The organism is Thermobaculum terrenum ATCC BAA-798 (assembly GCF_000025005.1).
In the GTDB taxonomy this organism is placed as follows: domain Bacteria; phylum Chloroflexota; class Chloroflexia; order Thermobaculales; family Thermobaculaceae; genus Thermobaculum; species Thermobaculum terrenum.
Genome location: NC_013526.1, coordinates 711503 through 733481, shown reverse-complemented (window position 1 = coordinate 733481; position 21979 = coordinate 711503). Strand labels below are relative to the sequence as shown.

Here is a 21979-nt window from a genome sequence, read left to right as displayed (position 1 = left end):
AGCGGGCGTGAGCCAGGACTACCCTAAGGGGTAAGGCTGGCTCCGCCAAGACCACCCTTAGGTGTGTGGTGCCCAGGCAGCCCACGCGCTATCCTGGGCTTAGGCGAGATAGGAGGTGCGGTGATGAAGGTGCTCGTAGCGTACGCCAGCCGATTGGGCTCGACGGCGGAGGTCGCCGAGTTCATGGGGGAGGAACTGCGACGCCTGGGAGCGGAGGTGGACGTGATGCCGGTGGGCGAGGTGCGGAGGGTAGCTCCCTACGACGCCGTGCTGGTCGGCAGCGGCGTCCGCCACATGCACTGGTTGCCCGAGGCCACGGAGTTCGTGAGGGTGTATCAGGACGAGCTATCTAGGAAGCCCGTTGCTCTGTTCCTCCTGAGCATGGTCATGAGCACGGATACGGCGCAACACCGTCAGGAGGCCATGCGGATGCTGGAGGATGTGCGCCAGATGGTGCGGCCGGTGGCCGTGGGACTCTTCGGCGGGGAGGTGGCTGGCAGGATGGTACCTTTCATGTCGCGGCAGCAGGTTGGGCTGCCGCGCTCGGAGGAGCACGACTTCCGCGATTGGGAGGCCATGCGCTCCTGGGTGCAGCAAGTATATCGGCAGCTCGCGAGGCTCAGCGGCCATAGCGCTGCCGACAAGGAGGTGAAAGATGAATAGGGATGACGCCAACGTGTGGGTCTACGTGCTCGTCGGCTCCGTCGCCCTGCTGTTGCTCATGCCCCTGATGGGCATGGGCACGATGATGGGGTGGGGAGGCTGGATGCACAACTGGGGTTGGGGATGGGCCGTGGGCGCGGTGCTGATGCTCCTCTTCTGGGGAGCCCTGGTCCTGGGGGGTGTGGGTCTAGTCCGATCCCTGTCCCGACGCCAGGATGACGCCGCGCTGCGCATGTTGCGCGAGCGCTACGCCCGCGGGGAGATCGACCGCGAGGAATACGAAGAGTGTAGGCGTGTGCTGACCGAGGATGCGGATCGCTAGCGTTAGAGAGGAAGGTGGTTGGGATGCGGACCCTGCTGGTGCCCTTGGATGGTTCCAGCCTGGCCGAGCAGGCCTTGGCCTATGCCGAGGTGCTGGCTTCTAGGCTAGAGGCGAAGTTGCTGCTGGTGAGGATTGCCGAGCTTGACGATCGACGCGAGGCGTACCTGACCGAGAGGGACGAGGAGGCTCATCACGCCGCCGCGGAGTACGTGGGGGCACTGGCGGAGGAGGTGTCCCAACGTGGAGTCCCAGCCCGGGGCGTGGTGCGGTGCGGGAGGGCGGCGGCATGGATCCTGGAGGAGGCGAGGCTGCGCCAGGCGGATATGATTGTTATGACCGCCCACGGGATGGGCTGCGCGGGTTCGGCCGCGTACGGCCGGGTCGCTAGCGAGGTGTTGTCGCGTGCCCAGGTGCCCGTGCTGCTGGTGCCCACCGACCCCTCGAAATCCGTGGCGTTGTTGGCCCAAAAACACCCCAGGATCCTCGTGCCTTTGGATGGGTCGTTGGCTGCCGAAGAGGCATTGGTCGTGGCCAAGGCCCTAGCAGATCGGTTGGGGGCTGAGCTATGGCTGTCAACGGCCTACCCTCGACAGGAGGATGTATCGAGACGACAGATGGTGCTTAGCAGGATCGAGGCACTAAGCTACCTGGCGCAGCTTCGGCTCCATCTAGCTCTGGAGGGCTACAGAGCCCGGATAGAGGTGCGTCCGGGACCGCCGGCCGAGGTCATAAGTGAGGTCTATCATCACAGAGATGCGGCGCTGGTGGTGATGGCCACGCACAGCCGCATCGGGCGAGACTGGCTGCCGACTGGGAGCGTGCCGTCTCGGCTCATCGGGGATGGTACTATGCCGCTGCTCCTGGTACGGCCCCGCAGGTTCGGGTGGACCAACTATCTGTATCTACCGAGCTCCGACTGCCGATTGGAGCTGGATGGCTCCGGGCGCGCGCTCGTCTGGGCGGCGCTCAGAGCGCTGTCCCAAGCTATCCCGGACGGCGAAGAGGATGCTCGTAATATCCTACGGGATCTGGAGCGGACACTGCTATCCTCCGAAGGATAGCGTACGTCTCCTCCAAGGAGGTATCCAGGATGAGTTTCTTCCCAACAACTATCCTGCTGGCCACGGACGGCTCTCCCGACTCCAGGCTCGCCATGGTGGCGGCCGCGGATCTGGCCGGCAGGACAGGGTCCAAGCTGCACCTGATCCATGTCGAGAGGCCCAAGCGCCTGGCAACGCACCCCTTTGGGGTGGACGCCGGGTTCGAGGGGGCGGAGGAGAGCTCTTGGGAGCTGCTGCTGGGAGAGGCACGGGAGGTGGAGCGGTGCGGGGCCCCCGTAGCGGACATCCACTTCGTGGAGGGCAGGCCGTCCCAGGAGATCGTCAAGCTCGCGCTCGAGCTGTCGGCCGGGCTTGTGGCGATGGGTAGCCGCGGGCTCGGCCGCCTCCAGCGGCTGGTGCTGGGCAGCGTATCCGAAGGAGTTGTGCAGCGCGCTCCGTGCCCCGTGCTGGTCATGCGCGGTGGAGAGGCGGCCTGGCCCCCTCGGTGGGTTGTGGTAGGGGAGGATTTCTCCCCCGAGGCCGAGAGGGCTGCCGAGATCGCCTGCGAGCTTGCCAAGCTCTACTCAGTCAGCGCGACGTTGCTGTGGGCCTACCCCCCGCCACCTGGGGACGAGGCAGGTATGCCTCCGGCACGGGAGGAGCTGCTGAGGCTCGCGCTGCAGCACCTCAACGATCGGGCTTTTGACCTACAGGGGGTGGCTGGCCGTAGGCCGGAGATCCGGCTGGAGGCGGGTGACGCGGCGGAGGTGCTGGTGCGAGCCTCCGAGGAGTTATCGGGGCGGGCGCTCATCGCCGTGGGCCGCAGGGGACTGGATGCTGCCCAGCCTCCCGATCTCGGCAGCACCTCGATCAAGGTGCTGCACGCTGCTCCCGGTCCGGTCCTGATATGCCCTTCCAAGGAGGCGCCTCAGCCGTGAGGTGTTGTCCGAGAGGGGTGGTCGTTTACGGCCTGCCGGACGGTGGTCTCTCTCGGGAGGAGGCTCCGCATGGCTAGCCCCGGCGAGCTGCGCGAGACGGTGCGTGACGCGGCCTCCCGCTACATCAGAGATCTGGTGTACGGAGCCAACGATGGTATCGTCACCACCTTCGCCGTCGTAGCCGGCTCCGCTGGCGCCGATCTCCCGCCCTACGTGGTCCTGATACTGGGGCTGGCCAACCTGCTCGCCGACGGCTTCTCGATGGGCGCGAGCAGCTACCTCGCCATCCGCTCGGAGTCGGCCACTCTGGAGGCGAGCGGCCGGGAACCGGACGACAGCTCGCCGTTGCGGCACGCTCTGGCAACGTTTGGAGCCTTCGTCGTGGTGGGAGCCCTCCCGCTCATCGCCTTCCTGGCGCCGGTAGCGCCCCCGCACCACTTCGCGCTCACCGCAGCGCTCGCGCTGACCACCATGTTCGCGTTTGGGGCCACACGTAGCTGGGTGACGAAGCGGTCGTGGTGGCGGAGTGGGCTGGAGATGTTCCTCATAGGCGCCGCCGCGTCTGCGGTGGCTTACGCCACGGGCGCCCTTGTGGCGGTCCTGAGCGGCGCGTAAGGTGTGGCTCCGCGCGGAGCCACACCCCTGATTCTTAGGCCTCGGGAGCGCAGCGGGCTGCGGTGCACCCCTGGCCGCACATACGGTTCATGGGGGCGGTGGGTCCCCACCGCCCCCATGAACCGGGAAGACGACCGTACGGTTAGGTTACCTCTCGGGCTCGCACGCTCGTGGGCTGGCCCTCGCCCCACAGCGGCCGGATGCGCGGGATGATCCATCGATCCAGCCCCCACCAGCCGGCCGGTCGCCAGCCTATGATCAGCACTAGCTCTAGCGCGAGCATGATGGGGTTGGTGGAGACCGCGCCCGCCAGCAGGAAGTTGGCGTTCATGAACCCGCCGACGAGGGCCGCAACCCCCGTGAGCACCCCCAGGATCAGCGCGATGCCCACCAGCACCTCCCCCCACGCCACCAGGTAGCTGAACAGCGTGGCGTTGGGCAGCACCAGCTCTCGCAGGAACCAGGCGTACCACCCCTGCACGTCGGGGTGCTCGCCACTCGTCTTGGCCAGCGCCCCCTGCACGAACCCCCGTAGAGCTGCCCCGGCCTGACTGCCGGTCCAGGCAGGGCTGTTCACCTTATCCCACCCGGACGAGAGCCAGAGGTAACCCAGGTAGATGCGGATGGGCAGGAGGAGCACCGCCGCGTTGTACCCGTGGCGGAGGAACTGGTACCACCTCCATTCGCGATGGGGAAGATCGTCAGGGCTGGGCGTGTAGTCCCCCGGCTTGTAGGCGCTCGCTAGCACCCAGGTAGTGGCTATGAAGAGGATCAGACCGACCACCAGCGCCGCGAACGCCAGCCCTTGATCGGCTCCCCTCAGGCCACTGTAGTAGAGCAGCAGACCTCCTATAATGGCGGCTACCAACGCCCCCCACATCAAGTTCTGCTTGCTGTCACGCATAGCTTTACCTCCTTTATCTGCAGTCTAGATGTGGGATATCTCACATCTGCTAGCCTAAGTGTACGCAGGGTAATCCAAGAGGAACAACACCCCAATAGGTGGTTTCGTCCCACACCTTGGGGTGGCTCCTTTGGGCGCAGCCCCGGCTAGGGGGCCGTGCCCGGGCTGCGCAGCCCCATGATGAGATCCCGACCTCGCAGTCACCCGGATCGCCCTGCCTCCTGACCTGGTTGGCTTGCCGATGGGTCATGGTGTACGTCTTTGGGGCGAGGTCCGCGGCACTCTTTGCGAGTACGTCATCGTCGGAGTGACGCGTTGTGGCGCTACCTCCTGCCTCCAGCCATGAATCGTCCACCCCGGGACCAGCAAGTACGGCGACCAGAGCGCGAGTCCAGCTAATGCCACCTTTTGGGGTAGCAGCCAGACTACCCGCTTATGTTCCACCAACCACCCCACGTCGCGGTCCGCATAAGAGGCGAGGGGTGTACTATTGGGGGAGAGCGAAAGGAGGCAAGATGGGTGAGGAGTGAACGTATGTGGGGGCTCGGGCTGATCCTGCTGGGCACGTGTGTGGCGGCCAGCTCGCTGCTGGGACCGCTCGTCCTGGAGGTGATCAGGTTCCGGGTATCAGCCAGTGCAGAGACACAATTGGTGGGCGGCGAGATAGTGTCGCTCCTGATCGTGGCTCCTATGGCCATAACTGCCGGGCTACTGGCGATCAGAGGGCACGATCTGGCTCCTCCCCTCGCGCTTGCTCCAAGCTTGTATGCCCTGTACCTGGCCTTCTCGCTGGTCCTGGGTGTCGACTACGCAAGGTATCCGGGCAACAACGAGCGGTTCTTCCCCCTGTACTGGGCGATCACCGTGCTGGCTGCCTCCAGCGCCCTGGCAGCTTGGGCGAGGCTGTCGCGGCGGGAGATACCCGAGCCGGGGACCCGACTAAGGTGGACGACCTCGGGCGTGCTCATACTCCTGGGAGTCCTGCTGGGGTTGACCTGGAGCAAGTCCATTTGGGATGTGCTCTCGGGCTCGAACATTAGCCAGGAGTACCTGGGCGACCCCAACACCTACTGGGTCATTAGGCTGCTGGATACGGCCTTCGTCATCCCGGCGGCATTGGCCGCTGGCATGGGCCTTCTCATGCGCAGGCGATCTGCTACCAGAGCGGTGTACGGCCTGCTGGGGTTCCTGATGTGCGAAGCTGGCGCAGTGGCCGGGATGGCAGCAGCGATGGCGATCAGGAGAGATCCCTTTGCCAGTGTACCTTTCCTCGTGATCACGGCCATAGGCACCGTGGCTCTGGCCGTGCTGGCCGCTTGCTGGCTTCTGCTATATGCGACTCATACGAGGGACGTTGCGGATGCTGCGGTGATCCGGCAAGCGGCGTGACGATAATAGATGCTTGGAGGGAGATCATGGAGACACGCAGACTGTACCGCTCTAGGGAGGATCGAATGCTATCAGGTGTGGCTGGTGGGATAGCCGAGTACTTCGGAGTGGACCCTACGCTAGTTCGGCTGGCGCTGTTCTTTGGGCTGCTGTTCACCACAGGACCATTGGCTCCCCTGGTGTACCTCATCCTGGTCTGGATCATCCCTAAGAGACCCATCAGCGAGTAGGCACAACGAGGGATACGAGGAGGAGTTGACATGAAGGTACTGGTGGCCTTTGCCAGCAAGCATGGCAGCACCCGGGAGGTCGCACAGGCGATTGCCGATGAGCTGCGGGCACAAGGTGTGGAGACCGACCTCCATGAGGCCAGTAATGTCGGGGAGATCGCCGGGTACGACGGCGTGATCCTTGGGAGTGCCGTGTATATGGGTCGGTGGTTGGAGCAGGCGCGGGAGCTAGTCGCTCGACACGCCATAGAGCTGGCAGAGCGACCTGTTTGGCTGTTCTCCAGCGGGCCCATAGGAGGCAAGCCATTGCCGGAGGAGGCGGTAGATGTGTCCGAGATTATGGAGACCACCAGGGCACGTGCCCACCAGGTGTTGGCTGGCAAGCTGGATAAGCACAAACTGGGCTTTGGGGAGAGAGCAGTCGTGTTGGCGCTAAGAGTCCCAGAGGGAGACTTCCGTGACTGGGAGCTCACCCGGCAGTGGGCACGGGGGATCGCTACCGGGCTCCATGCGCTAGTTGGCCGTCACCCTGATGGCTAACGTACCGAGGTGTTTGTTGGCGTACCACTGCTGCTGTGGCCGCGAGTTGATGGTTGGAGTTCATGTCCCAGCTCTTTACCTGCGCGGGCTTCATCGGGGCTTGATGCAGAGCTAAGGAGGATCATCATGACCGGCGATGCGGAAGCACTGGTCTGTCAAAAACATACAATTACGCGTGGGTACAGTCCTCGGGACGTGCCGGTCAGGGTATCCGGCGCGGTCGTGGGCCTCTCGTTGCTGGTCGCTCTGCTTGCGGCCGTTGCGACGGCAATCGGGTTGCTGTGGCAAGGCGAGGGGAGATCTTACCTCTACGAGACGCTGCGGGGACAGACGGCCGAGATTCACGGGCGAGGTCTCTACCGCTACGACACGCTTTTCCAGGGCGCGGGAAACATGGGTACCGACCTCACCTCGCTGCTGGGTATACCGTTGCTCCTGGCCTCGCTGACTCTCTATCGTCGCGGATCTCTGCGCGGTGGGTTGCTGCTCCTTGGGGCGCTCATCTACTTCCTCTACGTCTACGCAAGCTACGCGCTCAACGTCGCCTACCACAAGCTGTGCCTGTTGTAGGTCGCGCTTTTCTCGGCAAGTCTCTGGACGCTGCTCCTGGCCTTCAGGTCTATCGATCCGCAGGTGCTGGGGACCCATTGCTCGGTCCACATGCCGCGCCGCGTGCCAGCCCTCTTCCTGTTGGCAAGCGGCATGGTGACCCTAGCCATATGGCTTATAGAGCCAGTATCCTCGCTCATCCAGCACGAGTCACCCCAAGACTGGGATACCTAGACTACCCTGTTCACCAACGCGCTGGACATGGCGGTCATTGTGCCCGCAGTGGCCTGCGCTGGCGTCCTGATATGGCAACGCAGCCCCATGGGTTACCTGATGGCACTGCCGCTGCTCGTGCTGGAGATATTCCTGGCACCGATGATCGGCCTTCAGACGCTGCAGCAGGTGCGGTCGGGAGTCAGATTCAGCACGGGTGAGGTCATGGGCCCGATAGTGGGCTTTGGAACGTTCGCCGTGCTTGCCACCGTGATCGTGATCCACATAATAAGCAACATCCTGGAGAAGCTCCCCGCACGAAGGATCAGCCGCTGATAACTTGCTATGATGGACCAAAAGCACTGTGTATGGAGAAGGCTGATGGCGCAGGAAGTGGAGCGATATCGGCACAACTGGCAGGATGAAGTGGACAGCGCGGCGCTGTACAGGGCACTGTCGAGGGCGGAGCGTAACCAGCAGCTGGCCGAGGTGTACAGGAGGCTGGCGGATACGGAGCAGGCACATGCCGAGTTTTGGGCACGCAAGCTGCAGGCAGCAGGGGTGCCAGTACCGCCAGCGCGCCCGGGCTGGCGGACGCGCGTGCTGATGCGCCTGGCTTACTGGCTGGGCCCCCAGGCGGTGCTGCCGACGATCGCCGACATGGAGCGGGCGGACAGTCATGGTTACTCGGGGCAGGTGGAGACCATCGGCACCGGTATGTCGGGCGAGGAGCTCTCCCACGCGCGGATCCTGCGCACGATCTCCGCTGGGGGACTACAGGGACCGGCGCTTGCGCAGCTGGAGGGTCGGCACCGGGCGGCAGGAGGGAACGCGCTGCGCGCGGCAGTGCTGGGAGCCAACGACGGCCTCGTCTCTAACCTCAGCCTCGTGATGGGTGTCGCGGGTGCGGAGCTCTCGGGTCGATCCATACTGATCACGGGGCTTGCGGGGCTGCTGGCGGGTGCGGGCTCGATGGCGATGGGCGAGTGGCTCTCCGTGCAGAGCGCGCGCGAGCTGTACCAGCGGCAGATCCAGATCGAGGCCGCGGAGCTGCGGGAGATACCGCAGGAGGAAGAGGAGGAGCTGCGTTTGATCTACCAGGCCAAGGGCCTTCCCGAGCAGGAGGCCCGTGACCTAGCTAGCAGGCTGCTGGCGGACCAGGGGGCGGCGCTGGATACCCTCTCCCGCGAGGAGCTGGGTATAGATCCGGAAGAGCTAGGTGGGTCCGCATGGGTGGCGGCGGGTACGTCCTTCTTCCTGTTCGCGCTCGGCGCTATCGTGCCGGTCGTGCCGTTCATGTGGCTCTCTGGGATCATGGCCGTGGGAGCCAGCCTGGTGCTCAGCACGCTTGCGCTGTTCCTCATCGGTGCGGCGATCACGCTGCTGACCGGACGCAACGCGGCCCACTCGGGACTACGGCAGGTGCTGATCGGGCTGGCCGCAGCGCTGCTCACCTACGGCGTCGGGCGGCTGATAGGGGTGACCATCTCGGGATGAGGTGCCGCGCGATGCGGGCAGCGACCGCCCCACAGGTTAGGGCAGGACCACCCTTATGGGTGTGGTGCAGGTCATGGGATGTTGTTACCCTAGCTTAACATATCTATAGTGGAAGGTTGGTTGATGAGGTACTCGATCGAGCTAGGGCGGGACCGGCAGGTGATAGTCTTGAGGGTGCAGGGGGAGGATTGGGTGCCACAGGGGGGGCAAGTGGAGCTCTCGGAGCTGGAGGTCGCCAGGTACGTCGATGTGGAGAAGCTCGCGCGATCCTGGCGTTGGGTGGAGTTCGAGCCGCGGAGGCTCGCCTACGGCTACCACCAACTGCTGTCTGTGCTCCTGGACGCTAGATCACCGTATCGAGCAGACGTCGCCGGGCCGTACTATAATCTAGGGTGTGAGAGTGCGTCTAACGCTTGCTAGGTTGAAGTGGGTCACGGTGATCGCGCCGATCCTGTTCATAGGTCTGCTGGAGCTCATCCGGCGCGCCCTAGGGGATGCCTTCATATCCTCCTGGGCGGGCTACCTGTTGCTCGGGGGGATGCTGCTCCTGGGGGCGCTGCTCTTCTCCGAGGCGGTGTTCAGGTACGTCGAGCACCTGCAAGAGCAGCTGAGGCATCAGAACAGCGAGCTGCTGGCCCTGCACGAGGCAGGGCTGGACATCTCGGGGGAGCTCGAGCTGGAGAAAGTGCTGCAGCGGATCGTGGACCGAGCCCGCCAGCTCGTGGGCGCGCGCTACGGAGCCCTATCGGTGCTGGGAGAGGATGGGGAGGTGGAGTACTTCGTGACCTCGGGGATCACCCCCGAGGAGCGCGAGAGGATAGGCCCGCCCCCTCGAGGGCATGGCCTCCTGGGGATCGTGCTGGAGGAGGGCCGTAGCCTTCGCCTACGCGATCTCACGCAGCACCCTTGCTCGGTGGGGTTCCCCCTCAACCATCCGCCCATGCGATCCCTCCTGGCCGTGCCGATAGAGGCGCGGGGTAGGATATTGGGCAGCCTGTACCTGACGGAGAAGGAGGGAGCCCAGGAGTTCACCGAGGAGGACGAGCGGATCCTGTCCAGGTTCGCTACCCAGGCAGCGCTGGCGATCGAGAACGCTCGCCTGCACCGTCAGGTGCTGGAGCTGGCCATATCGCAGGAGAGGGCGCGCATAGCCCGCGAGATGCACGATGGCCTGGCCCAGGTGCTGGGCTACGTGAACCTGAAGACGCAGGCCGTGCGCACCCTACTGGAGGCGGGGCAGCTGGAGCGTGTGGAGCAGGAGCTGGAGCGCATGGAACAGGCAGCGCGCGAGGCCTATACCGATCTGCGGGAGAACATCCTGGCGCTGCGAACATCCCCTGACGCCCAGCGGGGCTTCCTCGAGACGCTGAGGGCGTATCTCGAGCAGTGGGAAGACCAAAGCAACATCCAGGCCGAGCTGGAGGTACACGTCTCCGAGGAGGGTCTGGGGCTACCCTCGGGGGCCGATCTGCAGCTGCTGCGCATCGTGCAGGAGGCGCTGGCCAACGTGCGCAAGCACTCGGGCGCGTCTCGCGTCAGGGTAACTCTGCGGGAGCAGGATGGCTGGCTGGAGGTGTCGGTAGAGGACAACGGCGTGGGGTTCGATCCCGGATCTCCCTCCCGTGGGGACTTCCCCAAGTTCGGACTCTCGACGATGCGGGAGCGCGCCGAGAGCATAGGGGGCAAGCTGGAGATAGATGCTGCTCAGGGCAGGGGCACCAGGGTCGTAGCGCGGTTCCCCCTGCGGTCCAGAGTAACTGCTAGGAGGTAGGGTATGCGAGTGCTGATAGCTGATGATCACGCCCTGTTTCGCGACAGCCTGCGCACGTTGCTGGAGGCGCGGGGCGTGGAGGTGGTAGGTGAGGCGGAGACGGGGAAGGAGGCCGTGGAGCTGGCGCGCGAGCTGCGGCCCGACGTGGTGCTGATGGACCTAAAGATGCCTGGGATGGACGGCCTGGCGGCCACGCGGATGATCAGCGCCGAGATGCCCGAGGTGAAGGTGGTGGTCCTGACGGCATCTGAGGACGACGAGGACCTCTTCGAGGCGGTCAAGTCGGGCGCGCTGGGTTACATGTTCAAAGATGTGCGCTCGGACCAGTTCTTCGAGCTGCTGGAGGCCGCTTCCAGGGGGGAGCCTGCCTTCACCCCGGGACTGGCTCGGAAGCTCCTGCGCGAGATGAGCAAGCCGGCTGGGCGCGCGGAGCGGGAGCCCGAGGTGCTTACCGAGAGGGAGCAGGAGATCCTCGAGCTGCTTGTGCAGGGAGTGACATCGAACAAGGAGCTCGCGGAGAGGCTGATACTCTCCGAGAACACCGTCAAGTACCACCTGCGCAACATCCTGGACAAGCTGCACCTCCAGAACCGCACGCAGGTCGTGGCCTATGCCCTCCAGCACGGCCTAGTGCGCCGTCGTCCCGACGGTCAGGAATGAAGCGTGTCCATGCCTTCAATCGCGCCGCAGGTGCTGTGGACGCGTAAGCACTATGGGGACCTGGCTCCGCAAGAGCATGGCGTGCGCCACGCTGCCGAGCACCAAGCGGCTGGCACCCGTGCGCCCGTGGGTCGCCATGACTACGAGCGCCGCCTCGCACTCCGAGGCCACGGCCTCGATGACGCCAACTGGGCCTCCCACCTTCACGTAGATCTCGGTCTCTCGTCCTTCCGAGGCTAGTCGCCGAGCTATCTCCGCCAGGTACGCCTCGGCTTCCTGCTCTCTGGTTTCCAACTCCTCCGCCAGGTAGGAGGCCACCATCCACTCCTGCGCGAGCGTGGCGGATGGAGGATACACCGCGCGCACGAGCGCCAGCTCGCCGCCCAGTGCGTCGGCCAATCGCCTGGCCACCGGTAAGGCCTCCTCTGCAAAGGCCGACCCGTCCAAAGGCACCAAGATCCGCGGTGCGTGCGCCAAGGCTTCCCATCGTGGCTGCATCTGCCACGCTCTGACCATCAGGATGGGCACGGTCGATCGGGTCAAGACCCCTTCAGCGACGCTGCCGTACAGCCACCTGCCTATACCGGTTCTCCCGTGCGTGGCCATCACGATCAGGTCGGCTTGCCGTAGCTGAGCCTCCTCGGCTATCCACCGCACAGCGTCGCCCAGCGGCACGGAGGTCTCCACCTGGATCTCCCCAGCGGCCAGCCGGCTGGCGACCTCTGCCAGGTACTCATTGGCCTCGTGCACCTCTCTTAGATGCGCCTCGATCGGGTCGGGCACCCCACGGGGCTCGGGCACGGCGCGCAGCAAGATCACGCCGGCGCCGCTCCGACGCGCCAACGCTTCGGCGTACGGCAGCGCCTGCTCAGCGGCTAGCGAGCCGTCCAGCGGCACGAGCAGCTTCCTGATGGGCTCTGTGTTTAGGGCTTCCATGATCTCCTCCTACGTCTTGATCGTTGGGTTGGAACCTAAGGGGACTTATTAGCTTGCCCCTGCGCTCGGGATATCTGGTCCAGCAGGCGAGCTACGCGCGCCCTTGCCTCCTGGTCATCGGCTGGCAGCGTGCGCGCGTACGCTGCCAGCGCTGTCCTGATCAGCGAGGCGTCATCGGCGCCTAGCTGCAGGCTCAGCCGGGGCCTGTCGGCCGGAACGTGGGCCTCGCCATCCTGCGGCGAGGCCGCCGTGGCCGCGCGTGGGGGTACCATCACCAACGGCGTTGCGCCGACGTGCAGCACCTCCTCGGCCGTGCTACCCAGCAGCAGGCGCTTGATCCCGGTGAACCCGTGGGTGCTCATCACCATGAGCCCTATGTCCCGCCTTCGGGCGGCGTCCGCCAGCGTCTTGCCGACCGTCTCGCCCACCTCGGACACGCACACCTCCACCATCACGCTCCTGCCGCGCTCCGCCATCTGCCTGGCGAGGCCCTCCAGGTAGCTCTGGGCCTCGGCCGCGCCCGCCTGGATCTCCGACTCCAGCAGCGGCCAGACCGCCCTGTCGGGGCCGAACACCAGGTCGGGAGCCGGCACCGCCCGCACGAGCGCCAGCTCGCCGTGCAGGACATCCGCGAGCCTCTCGGCCACCGGCAGGGCCCGTTCGGCGAACGGCGAGCCGTCCAGCGGCACCATGATGCGGGGGTGGTCGGCGATGCGGTCGGCGACGGTGGGATCCTGCCAGGCCCTGGCCAGCAACACCGGCACCTCCGCCAGGCGCAGCACGCCCTCGGCGACGCTGCCGTACAGCCACCTGCCCACACCCGTCCGCCCGTGCGTGGTCATCACGATCAGGTCGGCCCCACGCCGTCGTGCCTCCAGCGATATCGCCTCGGCCGCACCGCCCTCGAGGATCTCGACCTGGGGGACCACCCCACTCCGCCCGAGCTCCTCGGCGACCTGCTGCAGGTAAGCCTGAGCGTCCGACCTGGCGTCGCCTTGTGCCGGGTCCTCCCAGACCACCCTGACCAACAGGACGCGTGCTCCCGTAGCCTGGGCCAGGGCGCGAGCGTAGGGCAGCGCTCGCTCACCGACCTCCGAGCCATCGAGAGGTACCAGTAGGCTCTCGATCATCCCTTCCGCCTGTGCATGCTTGCGTGAGTCCATCGCTCGCTCCTTTCTCGCTGTGCCTCTGTCTCCAAAAGCCGCCATAGAGCCACCCTCCCCCTCCTCAGCGCTCTCCCATGAGCACGGTTGGGTCTCCCTGCCCGCGCACGGCAGCAAGCTCCGCTGGGTCCAGCAGCTCCTCGGGCGCGATCTCGAGCCCCTCGGCGATCGCGACCAGGGCGTGAGCCCAGGTGCAGCGGTTGGCAAACAGCATCCCGTCGATGCTGAGCGTCCCGCCTCGGTTGATATAACCCAGCGCACGCGTGCGTCCAGGGCCCGTGTCCAGGGGACGCACCGTTCCCAGGAAAGGCTCCGGCCTCATGTGTACGAGGAAGAGCCGGGTCGCGGCCTTGGGAGGGAAGAGCGTCACCACGGTCTCCGGGGACGCCACGTGGGTCGCCTCGATGCTATCCCGGGGCGTCCGGAACCTCCCAGGCTCAAGGATGTACACGACCGAGTGAGGGATACCCCTGGCCTCGAGCCTCCTCGAGGCCAGCAGGGCTTGCTCCAGCTGGTAGGCTCCCACCGCCCCCAGCAGCACCTCCTCGTCGCCTTTGCCCCGGAGGCGCCAAGCCCCATGCTCGATCAGCGCCGCGGCCTCATCCGGCTCAAACCGGACGGGCACGGGGTTCTTGGGCACGACGACGGCCCAGATCTGCCCTTGGGTCCCGTACGCCGCTCTCAGGGTCGCGCTGGCCGTGTTCCAATCAGCTGGGAACACCACACGGGAGACGTCGGACATCTCTCCCATTAGGGCCTCGGCCAGCGTGGGGTCCTGGTGGGATTGCTCGTTCTTGGCGTTCTCCCAGGTATGGGACGTCAGCACCACCGGCACCGATAGCCAGCCAGGGTCGTAGCCGGCTTCCCTCTGGTGACGGGCGAAGATCAGCTCTTGGCGGATGGCGCCCAGCATCTTGACGGCGAACGCCTCGTAGGTCACCACCAGGTTGATGCCGCCCTTGTTGGCGAGCGCCGCGGACACCACGGCCTCCTCGTTGAGCGCGGTGATCACCTTGCCGTCCACGGCCTCGGGCACGTGGGGCTCTGGGTCGGTCACGCGGTGCTTTAGCATCTCCAGGGTGGCGTGCATGCGGTTGCTGCGCATCTCATCTGGGTTGCCCACCCTCGGGCGCAGCTCCGGATTGGCGCGGAGGACCCGACAGAAGTAGGCGTCGATGCCGGCCATCGGAGTGACCCGCGCCTCGGGCGAGGGGTCCCGCCACTCCGGCTCCGGGAGATCAGGGGCGAGCACGTGACGTTTGGCCAGCGGGTTGTCCCTCTCTCGCGGCCTGTGGGCGAGCTCGTGGTTGTTCAAGATACTGACAGCGCGCTCGATCTCCGGCAAGGGCACCCAGAGCCTGCGCGCCCCGGCGTTGAACTCCGAGCGTGCCTCGAAATCGAACGCCGGGATAGCCCCGAGGGGCAGGTTGTGCGCGAGGTTGGTGCCCTCCCCCGGGAAGCCATAGCCCTTGATGGTCTCGGCTATGGCGTAGGGCAGCGGGACGGGATAGCGTATCTCACCCTCTCGGACCGCGCCGGCGAGGGCCGTGAGCCTCTCCTCCATCTCCAGGATGGCCCAGGCGAACGCCGCAGGGTCCCTGCCATCTATGTCCAAGGGATCGAAGCCGTTGAGGCGCAAGTGTTCTCGGAACCACTCGACACCTCCCTGCTGGGCCATAGTCGTGCGCTGGTCGATCCTGCGGCCGTTGGCTATCATGATGGGGCACACCAGGCCACAGTCCTCGGCCCGCCACCAGCGCGGCGCCCAGTCGCTGCCGCGCTGCTCCTCGAAGGAGCCATCGGAGAGGAACGCCACCAAGCGCTCCCCCGGCAGGGGCATGTGCACGTACTGGAGCTCGGCAAACCCCAGGTAGCCACCCTCCATGAGTCCCCCGGCTGTGTGCGCGTTCACGTGGCTGCCACGCGGCGACTCCGGCCGGCCATCCGGCGTGATGGTGTAGGCGTAGAAGTCACGCACGAAGCGGGTCAAGCCCGCATCCGAGAGATCGTAGCGCTCGGCGTGGGCGTGGGACATGTTGCCCACGAGCAGGTTTACCGAGTCGATGGCGGCCACGCAATGTCCCTGTCCCATCAGCCAGGCACGAGTCACTCGGGAGATGGCATTGGCTGCCAGGTAGCCCACGTAGGCCGGCACCATGTTGAGCGATCCCCCGGTGTGACCCTCAGGGTTGGGCTTGAAGTCGGCCGCGTGCAGGTCGCGGCCATCGGTGTACACGTTGCGCGCGTAGGTCGAGTGGACCACGAGCCACATGCCTGCGCTCGTGATCCTGTCCGCTGCTGCCAGTATCCGGTAGACCTCCTCGGGCGCTGTCACCACCCCGCGGGCGTGCAGCAGCTGTGCCATCTCCCAGACGCGGACCTGCGTGAGATCTGTGTGCTCTATCACCCCGTAACCGGCGGCCCAACCTGCGAAATCCGGGCTCTTCTGCCGGTACAGAGCTGCCATCTCCTGAACCCTGATGGCTTCTGGGGCATAGCGTCGCTGCGTCATCTACATCTGACCTCCCTCATCTCCAATCTTTGAGACCACCCTGATGGCCTCCTCGGCCAGTACCGCGGCCTCGTCCACGGGGACGACCCACACGTCCAGGCTATCCGCTAGGCTGATGCGGTGTTCGCCAGAGGTGGCCGCCGCGTTGGCCTCGGGGTCCAGCGCTATCCCGCACCACTCCATATCGCGCAGGATCGCCTGGCGCACCTGCGGGGCGTGCTCCCCCACACCTCCTCCGAACAAGATGCCGTCTGCGCCTGCCAGCACCGCCATGTAGGCCCCGACGTACTTGCGGGCCCGGTAGCAGTAGAGCTCCACCGCCAGCCTGGCCTCGGGACTGTCGGAGCTCAGGAGCACGCGCATGTCCCCACTGAGCCCGGACAGCCCGAGCAGCCCGGAGTGGTTGTTGAGCAGGTCGTCGAGCTCGTTGGGCCCCCACCCAAGCGCCCTCTGGAGGTACACCATCGCCCCGGGATCTACGTCGCCCGGGCGGGTGGCCATGACGAGCCCCTCCAACGGGGAGAACCCCATGGAGGTATCCAGAGGTCCCCCGCGGGCTATGGCCGTTGCCGAGCAGCCGGCGCCGAGCTGAAGGGATATGACCCTACCCCCGTCCTCTAGATCCGGGCGCAGCTGACGCCACCGCCGCCACATCGCCTGATGGGCGATCCCGTGGAAGCCGTACCTCCGGATCCCAAGCTCCCTGCAGGTCTCCAGGGGCAGCGCGTAAGCCCTGGCCACTGCCGGCAGATGGCAGTAGAAGGCGGTGTCGAACACGGCCACCTGGGGGACTCTGTCCCCCAACACTCGGCGGCACGCCCTGATCCACTGCAGCGCCGGAGGATTGTGCAGGGGGGCAAGCGGCGCCAGGCGCTCGATCTCTCCCTCAACGCCCGCGTCTATCAGGCGGGAGGAGGTCATGTGCTCGCCCCCGTGCACCACCCTGTGCGCGACAGCGTCCACCTCAGAGGGAGCCTGCGCCAAGAACGACTCAAGCCAGGCGACGACGATCTGCGTGCCCTCGTACTTCACCTCGGCAATCCGCCTGATAACCGCTCCATCGCCCTCGCACAGTCCTAGGCGCAGGGACGAGCTGCCGGCGTTCACGGTCAGCACGCGCATGCGCTCACCTCCCGCGTTGGGTGGGGCTCGGATGGGCCGTCCCCCACCGAGAGGTAGTTGCCGGAGAGGACCACGGTAGCTGCATCGTGCATGCTCCAAGTACCTTGCATCGCTGGTACCATGGTAGCCCAGGAAGATGCTTGCCAACACATCCTCCCGGATAGTCGTGGCGATCTCTGGGGGTGGTGTCCCAGCCACCCATCGGGGTGGGAGTCCAGCCTTGGCATCATCTCCGGCTAGTCCCGGCATGCCGGATCACCTTCTCGAGCTCAAGGGCCACGAGGATGATGGAGCTAGCTGCCAAGCTCAACAGCAGGTCCATCGCCGGCAGCCCCACCGTCCCAAGCACCGCCTGCAGGGGGCTGGCGTAGACCGCCATTACCTGCAGGAGCACGGTCAGGACCACCGCCCCCAGCAGGTAGGGGTTGGACCTCGGGCCGAGGGTGAGCAGCAGCTTGCGTTCGGAGCGGGCGGCCAGCACGTGGGCCATCTGGGACAAAGTTAGGGTCATGAAGACCATGCTCTGCCACTGGGGAGCACCATGCCACCAGTAGATCGCGCCAAGGGCTAGGGAGATAACCCCCATCAAGAGGCTGGTCCAGACGATGCGGGGGGCGAGTCCTCCTCCGAGGATATGTTCGTCTGGGCTGCGGGGTGGTCGCTCCATCACGTCCGGCTCGGCGGGCTCCAAGCCGAGCGCGAGGGCGGGCAGGCCGTCGGTTACCAGGTTGATCCACAGGATCTGCAGGGACAGCAGCGGCAGCGGCATGCCGATCAACGGCCCAAGGAGCATGACGAAGAGCTCTGCCACGTTGCTGGCCAGCAGGTAGCGCACGAACTTGCGTATGTTGTCGTAGATCGCTCGACCCTCCTCCACGGCCGCTACTATCGTGCTGAAGTTGTCGTCCAAGAGCACGATCTCCGCCGCCTCTTTGGCGACGTCCGTGCCCTTGAGCCCCATCGCCACGCCGACGTCCGCTGCCTTGAGCGCTGGGGCGTCGTTGACGCCGTCACCGGTCATCGCGACCACGTGCCCTCGCCGCTGGAGCGCTTGGATTATCTTCAGCTTGTGCAGAGGGGATACGCGGGCATATACGGACACCTGCTCCACCACGCTCGCGAGGTGGTCGATGCCCATCACCTCCAGCTCCTTCCCGGTCAGCACATGGGCGTCGGTGGCGATGTCCAGAGCCTGGGCGACGCGCAGGGCGGTGAGGGGATGGTCTCCGGTGATCATGATCGGCCGTATCCCCGCGCGCCTGCATCGGGCGACGGCTGCGTACGCCTCCGGACGAGGTGGATCCATCATGCCGATCATGCCGACGAAGGTGAGCGCCTGCTCGATGGGGGCGTCCATCGGGGGTAGGGACTCCAGCGGCCTGTAGGCGATGCCGAGGACGCGCTCCCCGCCTCGAGCTATCGCATCTTGTGCCTCCAGCAGCTCCCTACGGCGGGCGTCATCCATCGGTACCGACCGGCCGTCGACCCAGAGGTAGCTGGACACCTGCAGGACGCTGTCCACGGCCCCCTTAGTGAACGCCAGGTAGGGGCTGTGGGGTGAGGGTAGGTGCTTGCCCCACCAAGGCGCCTGGGGCTTATCGGCCACGAGGTCGTGCCTCACCTGGTGCACGGTCGTCATCCGCTTGCGTTCCGAATCGAACGGCACCTCCGCAACCCGCGGCAGGTACCGCTCCAGCTCGAACTTCAGCAAGCCCCACCGGGCGGCAGCCACCACGATCGCCGCCTCGGTGGGATCCCCTACCACCCGGGGGTCAGCCTCCGCGGCCTCCTCAGGCGGCAGCCAGGCGTCGCTGCATAGGGCGCCGCCTAACAGGAGAAGTCCTATCCCGGGCCTATCGGCCTGGCTGCGGGCGGCACCGCTCGGGGATGCAGGTGGGGGTGTCCTCGCCCCCGGCACCTCCAGGACCGTCACCCTCATCTTGTTCTCCGTGAGCGTGCCCGTTTTGTCGGTGCAGATCGTGGTGACCGCGCCGAGCGTCTCCACGGCCGTCAACACGCGGATCAGGGCTCGGCGCCTCAGCATCCTCTGAGCGCCCAGCGCCAGGGCGATCGTCACCACGGCCGGCAGCCCCTCCGGCACGGCGGCGACGGCGAGGCTCACGGCCGTCAAAAAGACCAGCCGCCAGTCCTCGCCGCGGAGCAGGCCGAGCGCAAAGATGACCAGGGCGAGGACCACGGCGACGCCCGCCAGCAACCTGCCGAGGTGGTTGAGCCTCACCTGTAAGGGCGTGGGCTGCGCCCTCACCGAGCCCAGCAGCGCCGCCACGGTGCCGAGCTCGGTGTTCATCCCGGTCTCGGTGACCACCGCCGTGCCGCGGCCGTAGGCGACGAAGGTGCCAGCGTACACCATGTTGCGTCGGTCGCCAAGCGGCAGGTCACCGGTGAGCGCGGCTACCTGCTTTTCCACAGGCTCCGACTCACCGGTGAGCGCGGCCTCCTGCACGCGCAGATTGGAGCACTCCAGCAGCCTACCGTCCGCGGGGACGATGTTGCCCGCCTCCAGCAGCACCACGTCTCCGGGGACGAGCTGCCCAGCCGGCAGCTCCAGCACCCGCCCCTCACGCCGTACCCTCACCACGGGCGCCGACAGCTGCCTGAGCGCAGACATAGCCCGCTCCGCCCTGTACTCCTGCCAGAAACCTAGGGAGGCGTTGAGCAGGAGGATTACGGCGATCGCCGCGGCATCGACGAGGTCGCCCAGGGCTAGAGATACGGCGGATGCCCCCGCCAGGACGAGGACCAGCGTGCTCCTCAACTGCGCGGCCAGAAGCTCGACCGGTCGCCTGGAGCTGCGATCGGGCAGCAGGTTAGGGCCATACCTGTGTAGGCGCCTGGCCGCCTCGAGGTCGCTGAGCCCTTGATTGGGGTCGACCCTCAGCTGCTCAAGCACGCGGTCGACGTCGAGCTTATACCAGTCGTGCGATCCTGCAGCGGCGCTACTTGCGCTCGACACCGCCGCTCCCTCCCAACGGTGGGTGCTGGTGCCTCGGGCGCGCAGCGGCCCCCTCGGTACCGCGCCCGAGGCGCTCCCGTACCAGCCTGGCCGCATCCCTGGCTAGCGCCTCCGGGTTCGCTTGGGTACCCACCAGCTCGTAGCCCGCAACCTCGGTAGGGATCAGTATCCGGCCGCCGGCGTACCTGGCAGCGGCCTCTGCTACCGCCGCCTCCAGCAATGCCCCCAGCGTCAAGATGAGGACATCCGCTCCAGCAAGAGCCGACGATGTAGCCTCGAGCTCCCTCGTCCCGGAGACCCTCACCTCGGCGCCCGGCAGCTCGTGCCGCAGACAGTCGGCTATCGCCTGCTGCAGGGGCGGATCCGCCACGACGGCGACTATGGTGCCGCGGCCGATATCCACTACGGTCCTGCCTGTCCTGCGCACCAGCACAGCGTGATGGGCCGCAATGGCGGCAGCGACGAGGAAGTACCCGAGCCAGCGACTGAGGTCAATGGCCGGGTTAGGTGGTGGTGCTCCCAGGACGAACTGCAGTATGACTCTCAGGAGCATGACTCCGGTAACGATCGTCGCGGAGATGCCGAACAGGAGCGCCCCGTACAGGTAGATGCGGCGGGCGAGCGTCCGCTCCTCCGCGGGCGATCTGCGGACCAAGCTCTCGATGGCTCGCGCGGCGACGGCGTAGATCGGCAGCGCCACGGACGATAGGGCCAGATACGTGCTGAGCGGCTCGCGCCAGCCAGCACCGATCGCGTTCGAGGTCAGGACCATCTGCAGCAGCGTGTACACCAGGCCTCCGAGCCCAAAGAAGAGCGCACCGAGCCCTACAGCTGCCGTCAGGTACCAGATCACCCTCCTGGCCGTATCCGGTCGTGCCGGGATATCCGCCAGCAACGCCTCCTCGGCAAGCTGTCGCCGATGGTAGGCCCAGATCGGCACCGCGACCAGGATCGTCGCGATCGCAAGTGTGTAGTCTTCCAGCACCGATGCCCAGCCCATGCCACCGAACGCGACGAGCAGGACGGCGCGCAGGAGCGAGGCGAACGCTCCCAGAGCGGCAGCCGCCGTTAGGGTGATCACTACCGCCGCGTACACCTGCCTCAAGGTCGACCGTGCCTCGTCCTCGCGCAGCGGCCCAGGCCGGCGGACGAGCTGCCGCGCCCACAGGTGGTGAGGCAGCCAGACCGCCAGTCCGGCCACTAGCCCTGCAACCATCCAGCCAAACGGAGGCGCTTGGCCTATCGCTGGCACCAGCCAAACCCGCAGGAGCTGGCTGATAAGGTTGGTCGCGCCCAAAGCCGCCGTCGCCAGGCCAAACGCCTGGACGACCACTAAGTACCAGCGTCGGAGCGTCGCGGGAGCATCGGCAGCCTCTACCACAGCCCTGTCAGCTCCCATGACTCGCCAATGGTACGCCCATATCGCGCCATAGATCAGGAGAGAGGCGATGGCCCGAGGGATCCAGCCGGGTGTCAAATCAAGCCCGGACGGTCTCAGGACTCCTCCGATCAAATCCTGGCTCGAGAACAGCAGCACGAGCATCGAGACGGCCAGCACCGCGTAACCGTACAGCCTGCGCACCGGCGAGTGCCGCTCCTCCGAACGATCTGCACCCCTCTGAGCCAATGACCAGTGGAAGCCCCACAGCGGGAACCCTACTATGAGCAGCGCAACGGCTAGGCTCAGCCGCTGCACCTCCTCTTCCGGGCTGCCAACCACGCTAGCCGATAGCCGCTCGAGCAGCACGGAGAGCACACCCCGAGCTCCAACCGCCGCCAGCTGCAGGCCGAGGAACGCTGCGGCGTAGACGTATAGACGTCTTACGACGGCGATGCTCAGCCGCTCGCGGGTGATGACCCAGATAAGCAGCACCGGTGCCAATACTGCAAGGCCGGGCGCGAGCACTCCTATTACGTTTGACCCAAACATGCTGTAACTCC

General features: G+C 66.1%; 22 protein-coding genes. 14 read left to right on the top strand and 8 right to left on the bottom strand.

Annotated elements, in window-relative coordinates; all coding sequences use genetic code 11:
• Positions 1–123: 123 nt before the first annotated feature.
• From TTER_RS12890 to TTER_RS12870, 5 genes are all read left to right on the top strand, one after another.
• Positions 124–663, top strand: a complete 540-nt coding sequence (locus TTER_RS12890; RefSeq protein WP_012876482.1) for a flavodoxin domain-containing protein — start codon at positions 124–126, stop codon at positions 661–663.
• Entirely contained in the window at positions 656–985 is a 330-nt protein-coding gene (locus TTER_RS12885) for an SHOCT domain-containing protein (protein ID WP_012876481.1), read from the top strand. The genes TTER_RS12890 and TTER_RS12885 overlap by 8 nt, the downstream gene beginning before the upstream one ends.
• Positions 986–1008: 23 nt before the next feature.
• A complete protein-coding gene (locus tag TTER_RS12880) occupies positions 1009–2046 on the top strand; it encodes a universal stress protein (RefSeq protein WP_012876480.1) in 1038 nt (345 codons plus the stop codon).
• A gap of 29 nt (positions 2047–2075) precedes the next feature.
• A complete protein-coding gene (locus TTER_RS12875) occupies positions 2076–2963 on the top strand; it encodes a universal stress protein (RefSeq protein WP_012876479.1) in 888 nt (295 codons plus the stop codon).
• Between the two features lie 69 nt (positions 2964–3032).
• Positions 3033–3578: a VIT1/CCC1 transporter family protein gene (locus TTER_RS12870; RefSeq protein ID WP_012876478.1), complete on the top strand. Its 546-nt coding sequence runs from the start codon at positions 3033–3035 to the stop codon at positions 3576–3578.
• Positions 3579–3720: 142 nt separating this feature from the next.
• Here TTER_RS12870 and TTER_RS12865 read toward each other — a convergent pair whose 3' ends face one another.
• Positions 3721–4482, bottom strand: a complete 762-nt coding sequence (locus tag TTER_RS12865) for a DoxX family protein (RefSeq protein ID WP_012876477.1) — start codon at positions 4480–4482, stop codon at positions 3721–3723.
• Between the two features lie 519 nt (positions 4483–5001).
• Here TTER_RS12865 and TTER_RS12860 point away from each other — a divergent pair.
• The 4 genes from TTER_RS12860 (at position 5002) to TTER_RS12845 (ending at position 7211) form a co-directional block, all read left to right on the top strand.
• Positions 5002–5871, top strand: coding sequence for a hypothetical protein (locus TTER_RS12860; protein WP_148212025.1), 870 nt, complete (start codon positions 5002–5004; stop codon positions 5869–5871).
• 26 nt (positions 5872–5897) lie between these two features.
• The gene (locus TTER_RS12855; protein WP_012876475.1) at positions 5898–6101 is read left to right on the top strand and encodes a PspC domain-containing protein; all 204 of its coding nucleotides are present in this window, start codon (positions 5898–5900) and stop codon (positions 6099–6101) included.
• 30 nt (positions 6102–6131) lie between these two features.
• Positions 6132–6641 carry a flavodoxin domain-containing protein gene (locus TTER_RS12850; protein WP_012876474.1) on the top strand — a complete coding sequence of 170 codons (510 nt, stop codon included), beginning with the start codon at positions 6132–6134 and terminating at the stop codon, positions 6639–6641.
• A gap of 126 nt (positions 6642–6767) precedes the next feature.
• The gene (locus TTER_RS12845) at positions 6768–7211 is read left to right on the top strand and encodes a hypothetical protein (protein WP_012876473.1); all 444 of its coding nucleotides are present in this window, start codon (positions 6768–6770) and stop codon (positions 7209–7211) included.
• Here the strand turns inward: TTER_RS12845 and TTER_RS15675 are convergent.
• Positions 7187–7390, bottom strand: coding sequence for a hypothetical protein (locus TTER_RS15675; RefSeq protein ID WP_148212024.1), 204 nt, complete (start codon positions 7388–7390; stop codon positions 7187–7189). The two genes, TTER_RS12845 and TTER_RS15675, sit on opposite strands and share 25 nt — an antisense overlap.
• 73 nt (positions 7391–7463) lie before the next feature.
• Between TTER_RS15675 and TTER_RS12840 the strand changes: the two genes are divergently transcribed.
• The 5 genes from TTER_RS12840 to TTER_RS12820 all read left to right on the top strand — a co-directional run bounded on the left by TTER_RS12840 (position 7464) and on the right by TTER_RS12820 (position 11331).
• The gene (locus TTER_RS12840) at positions 7464–7739 is read left to right on the top strand and encodes a hypothetical protein (protein ID WP_012876472.1); all 276 of its coding nucleotides are present in this window, start codon (positions 7464–7466) and stop codon (positions 7737–7739) included.
• Between the two features lie 9 nt (positions 7740–7748).
• On the top strand, positions 7749–8900 hold the full coding sequence (locus TTER_RS12835) for a VIT1/CCC1 transporter family protein (RefSeq protein WP_241215254.1): 1152 nt from the start codon (positions 7749–7751) through the stop codon (positions 8898–8900).
• Positions 8901–9023: 123 nt separating this feature from the next.
• Entirely contained in the window at positions 9024–9320 is a 297-nt protein-coding gene (locus TTER_RS12830) for a hypothetical protein (protein WP_012876470.1), read from the top strand.
• Positions 9301–10671, top strand: a complete 1371-nt coding sequence (locus tag TTER_RS12825) for a GAF domain-containing sensor histidine kinase (protein WP_012876469.1) — start codon at positions 9301–9303, stop codon at positions 10669–10671. The genes TTER_RS12830 and TTER_RS12825 overlap by 20 nt, the downstream gene beginning before the upstream one ends.
• Before the next feature lie 3 nt (positions 10672–10674).
• Entirely contained in the window at positions 10675–11331 is a 657-nt protein-coding gene (locus tag TTER_RS12820; RefSeq protein ID WP_012876468.1) for a response regulator, read from the top strand.
• Between the two features lie 15 nt (positions 11332–11346).
• Here TTER_RS12820 and TTER_RS12815 read toward each other — a convergent pair whose 3' ends face one another.
• Genes TTER_RS12815 through TTER_RS12790 form a run of 6 tightly spaced genes read right to left on the bottom strand, consistent with a single transcriptional unit; the run spans position 11347 to position 21968 of the window.
• Entirely contained in the window at positions 11347–12267 is a 921-nt protein-coding gene (locus TTER_RS12815) for a universal stress protein (protein ID WP_012876467.1), read from the bottom strand.
• Positions 12268–12302: 35 nt separating this feature from the next.
• Positions 12303–13547 carry a universal stress protein gene (locus TTER_RS12810; protein WP_241215253.1) on the bottom strand — a complete coding sequence of 415 codons (1245 nt, stop codon included), beginning with the start codon at positions 13545–13547 and terminating at the stop codon, positions 12303–12305.
• Positions 13495–15942: a phosphoketolase family protein gene (locus tag TTER_RS12805; protein WP_012876465.1), complete on the bottom strand. Its 2448-nt coding sequence runs from the start codon at positions 15940–15942 to the stop codon at positions 13495–13497. Before TTER_RS12805 ends, TTER_RS12810 begins: the two co-directional genes overlap by 53 nt.
• A complete protein-coding gene (locus tag TTER_RS12800) occupies positions 15943–17313 on the bottom strand; it encodes an acetate/propionate family kinase (protein WP_241215252.1) in 1371 nt (456 codons plus the stop codon). It lies immediately after the preceding gene.
• Entirely contained in the window at positions 17291–20038 is a 2748-nt protein-coding gene (locus tag TTER_RS16230) for a cation-translocating P-type ATPase (protein ID WP_012876463.1), read from the bottom strand. The genes TTER_RS12800 and TTER_RS16230 overlap by 23 nt, the downstream gene beginning before the upstream one ends.
• A complete protein-coding gene (locus tag TTER_RS12790; protein WP_012876462.1) occupies positions 20022–21968 on the bottom strand; it encodes a DUF5671 domain-containing protein in 1947 nt (648 codons plus the stop codon). Before TTER_RS12790 ends, TTER_RS16230 begins: the two co-directional genes overlap by 17 nt.
• Positions 21969–21979 lie beyond the last annotated feature (11 nt).

What these genes read in the sequence shown, in the direction of transcription:
- TTER_RS12800 (WP_241215252.1), bottom strand. Translation starts at nt 17,313, where the DNA reads ATGCCGGGACTAGCCGGAGATGATGCCAAGGCTGGACTCCCACCCCGA.
- TTER_RS12805 (WP_012876465.1), bottom strand. Translation starts at nt 15,942, where the DNA reads ATGACGCAGCGACGCTATGCCCCAGAAGCCATCAGGGTTCAGGAGATG.
- TTER_RS12890 (WP_012876482.1), top strand. Translation starts at nt 124, where the DNA reads ATGAAGGTGCTCGTAGCGTACGCCAGCCGATTGGGCTCGACGGCGGAG.
- TTER_RS12855 (WP_012876475.1), top strand. Translation starts at nt 5,898, where the DNA reads ATGGAGACACGCAGACTGTACCGCTCTAGGGAGGATCGAATGCTATCA.
- TTER_RS12845 (WP_012876473.1), top strand. Translation starts at nt 6,768, where the DNA reads ATGACCGGCGATGCGGAAGCACTGGTCTGTCAAAAACATACAATTACG.
- TTER_RS12850 (WP_012876474.1), top strand. Translation starts at nt 6,132, where the DNA reads ATGAAGGTACTGGTGGCCTTTGCCAGCAAGCATGGCAGCACCCGGGAG.
- TTER_RS12875 (WP_012876479.1), top strand. Translation starts at nt 2,076, where the DNA reads ATGAGTTTCTTCCCAACAACTATCCTGCTGGCCACGGACGGCTCTCCC.
- TTER_RS12870 (WP_012876478.1), top strand. Translation starts at nt 3,033, where the DNA reads ATGGCTAGCCCCGGCGAGCTGCGCGAGACGGTGCGTGACGCGGCCTCC.
- TTER_RS12885 (WP_012876481.1), top strand. Translation starts at nt 656, where the DNA reads ATGAATAGGGATGACGCCAACGTGTGGGTCTACGTGCTCGTCGGCTCC.
- TTER_RS12835 (WP_241215254.1), top strand. Translation starts at nt 7,749, where the DNA reads ATGATGGACCAAAAGCACTGTGTATGGAGAAGGCTGATGGCGCAGGAA.
- TTER_RS12865 (WP_012876477.1), bottom strand. Translation starts at nt 4,482, where the DNA reads ATGCGTGACAGCAAGCAGAACTTGATGTGGGGGGCGTTGGTAGCCGCC.
- TTER_RS15675 (WP_148212024.1), bottom strand. Translation starts at nt 7,390, where the DNA reads ATGAGCGAGGATACTGGCTCTATAAGCCATATGGCTAGGGTCACCATG.
- TTER_RS12815 (WP_012876467.1), bottom strand. Translation starts at nt 12,267, where the DNA reads ATGGAAGCCCTAAACACAGAGCCCATCAGGAAGCTGCTCGTGCCGCTG.
- TTER_RS12880 (WP_012876480.1), top strand. Translation starts at nt 1,009, where the DNA reads ATGCGGACCCTGCTGGTGCCCTTGGATGGTTCCAGCCTGGCCGAGCAG.
- TTER_RS12820 (WP_012876468.1), top strand. Translation starts at nt 10,675, where the DNA reads ATGCGAGTGCTGATAGCTGATGATCACGCCCTGTTTCGCGACAGCCTG.
- TTER_RS12790 (WP_012876462.1), bottom strand. Translation starts at nt 21,968, where the DNA reads ATGTTTGGGTCAAACGTAATAGGAGTGCTCGCGCCCGGCCTTGCAGTA.
- TTER_RS12830 (WP_012876470.1), top strand. Translation starts at nt 9,024, where the DNA reads ATGAGGTACTCGATCGAGCTAGGGCGGGACCGGCAGGTGATAGTCTTG.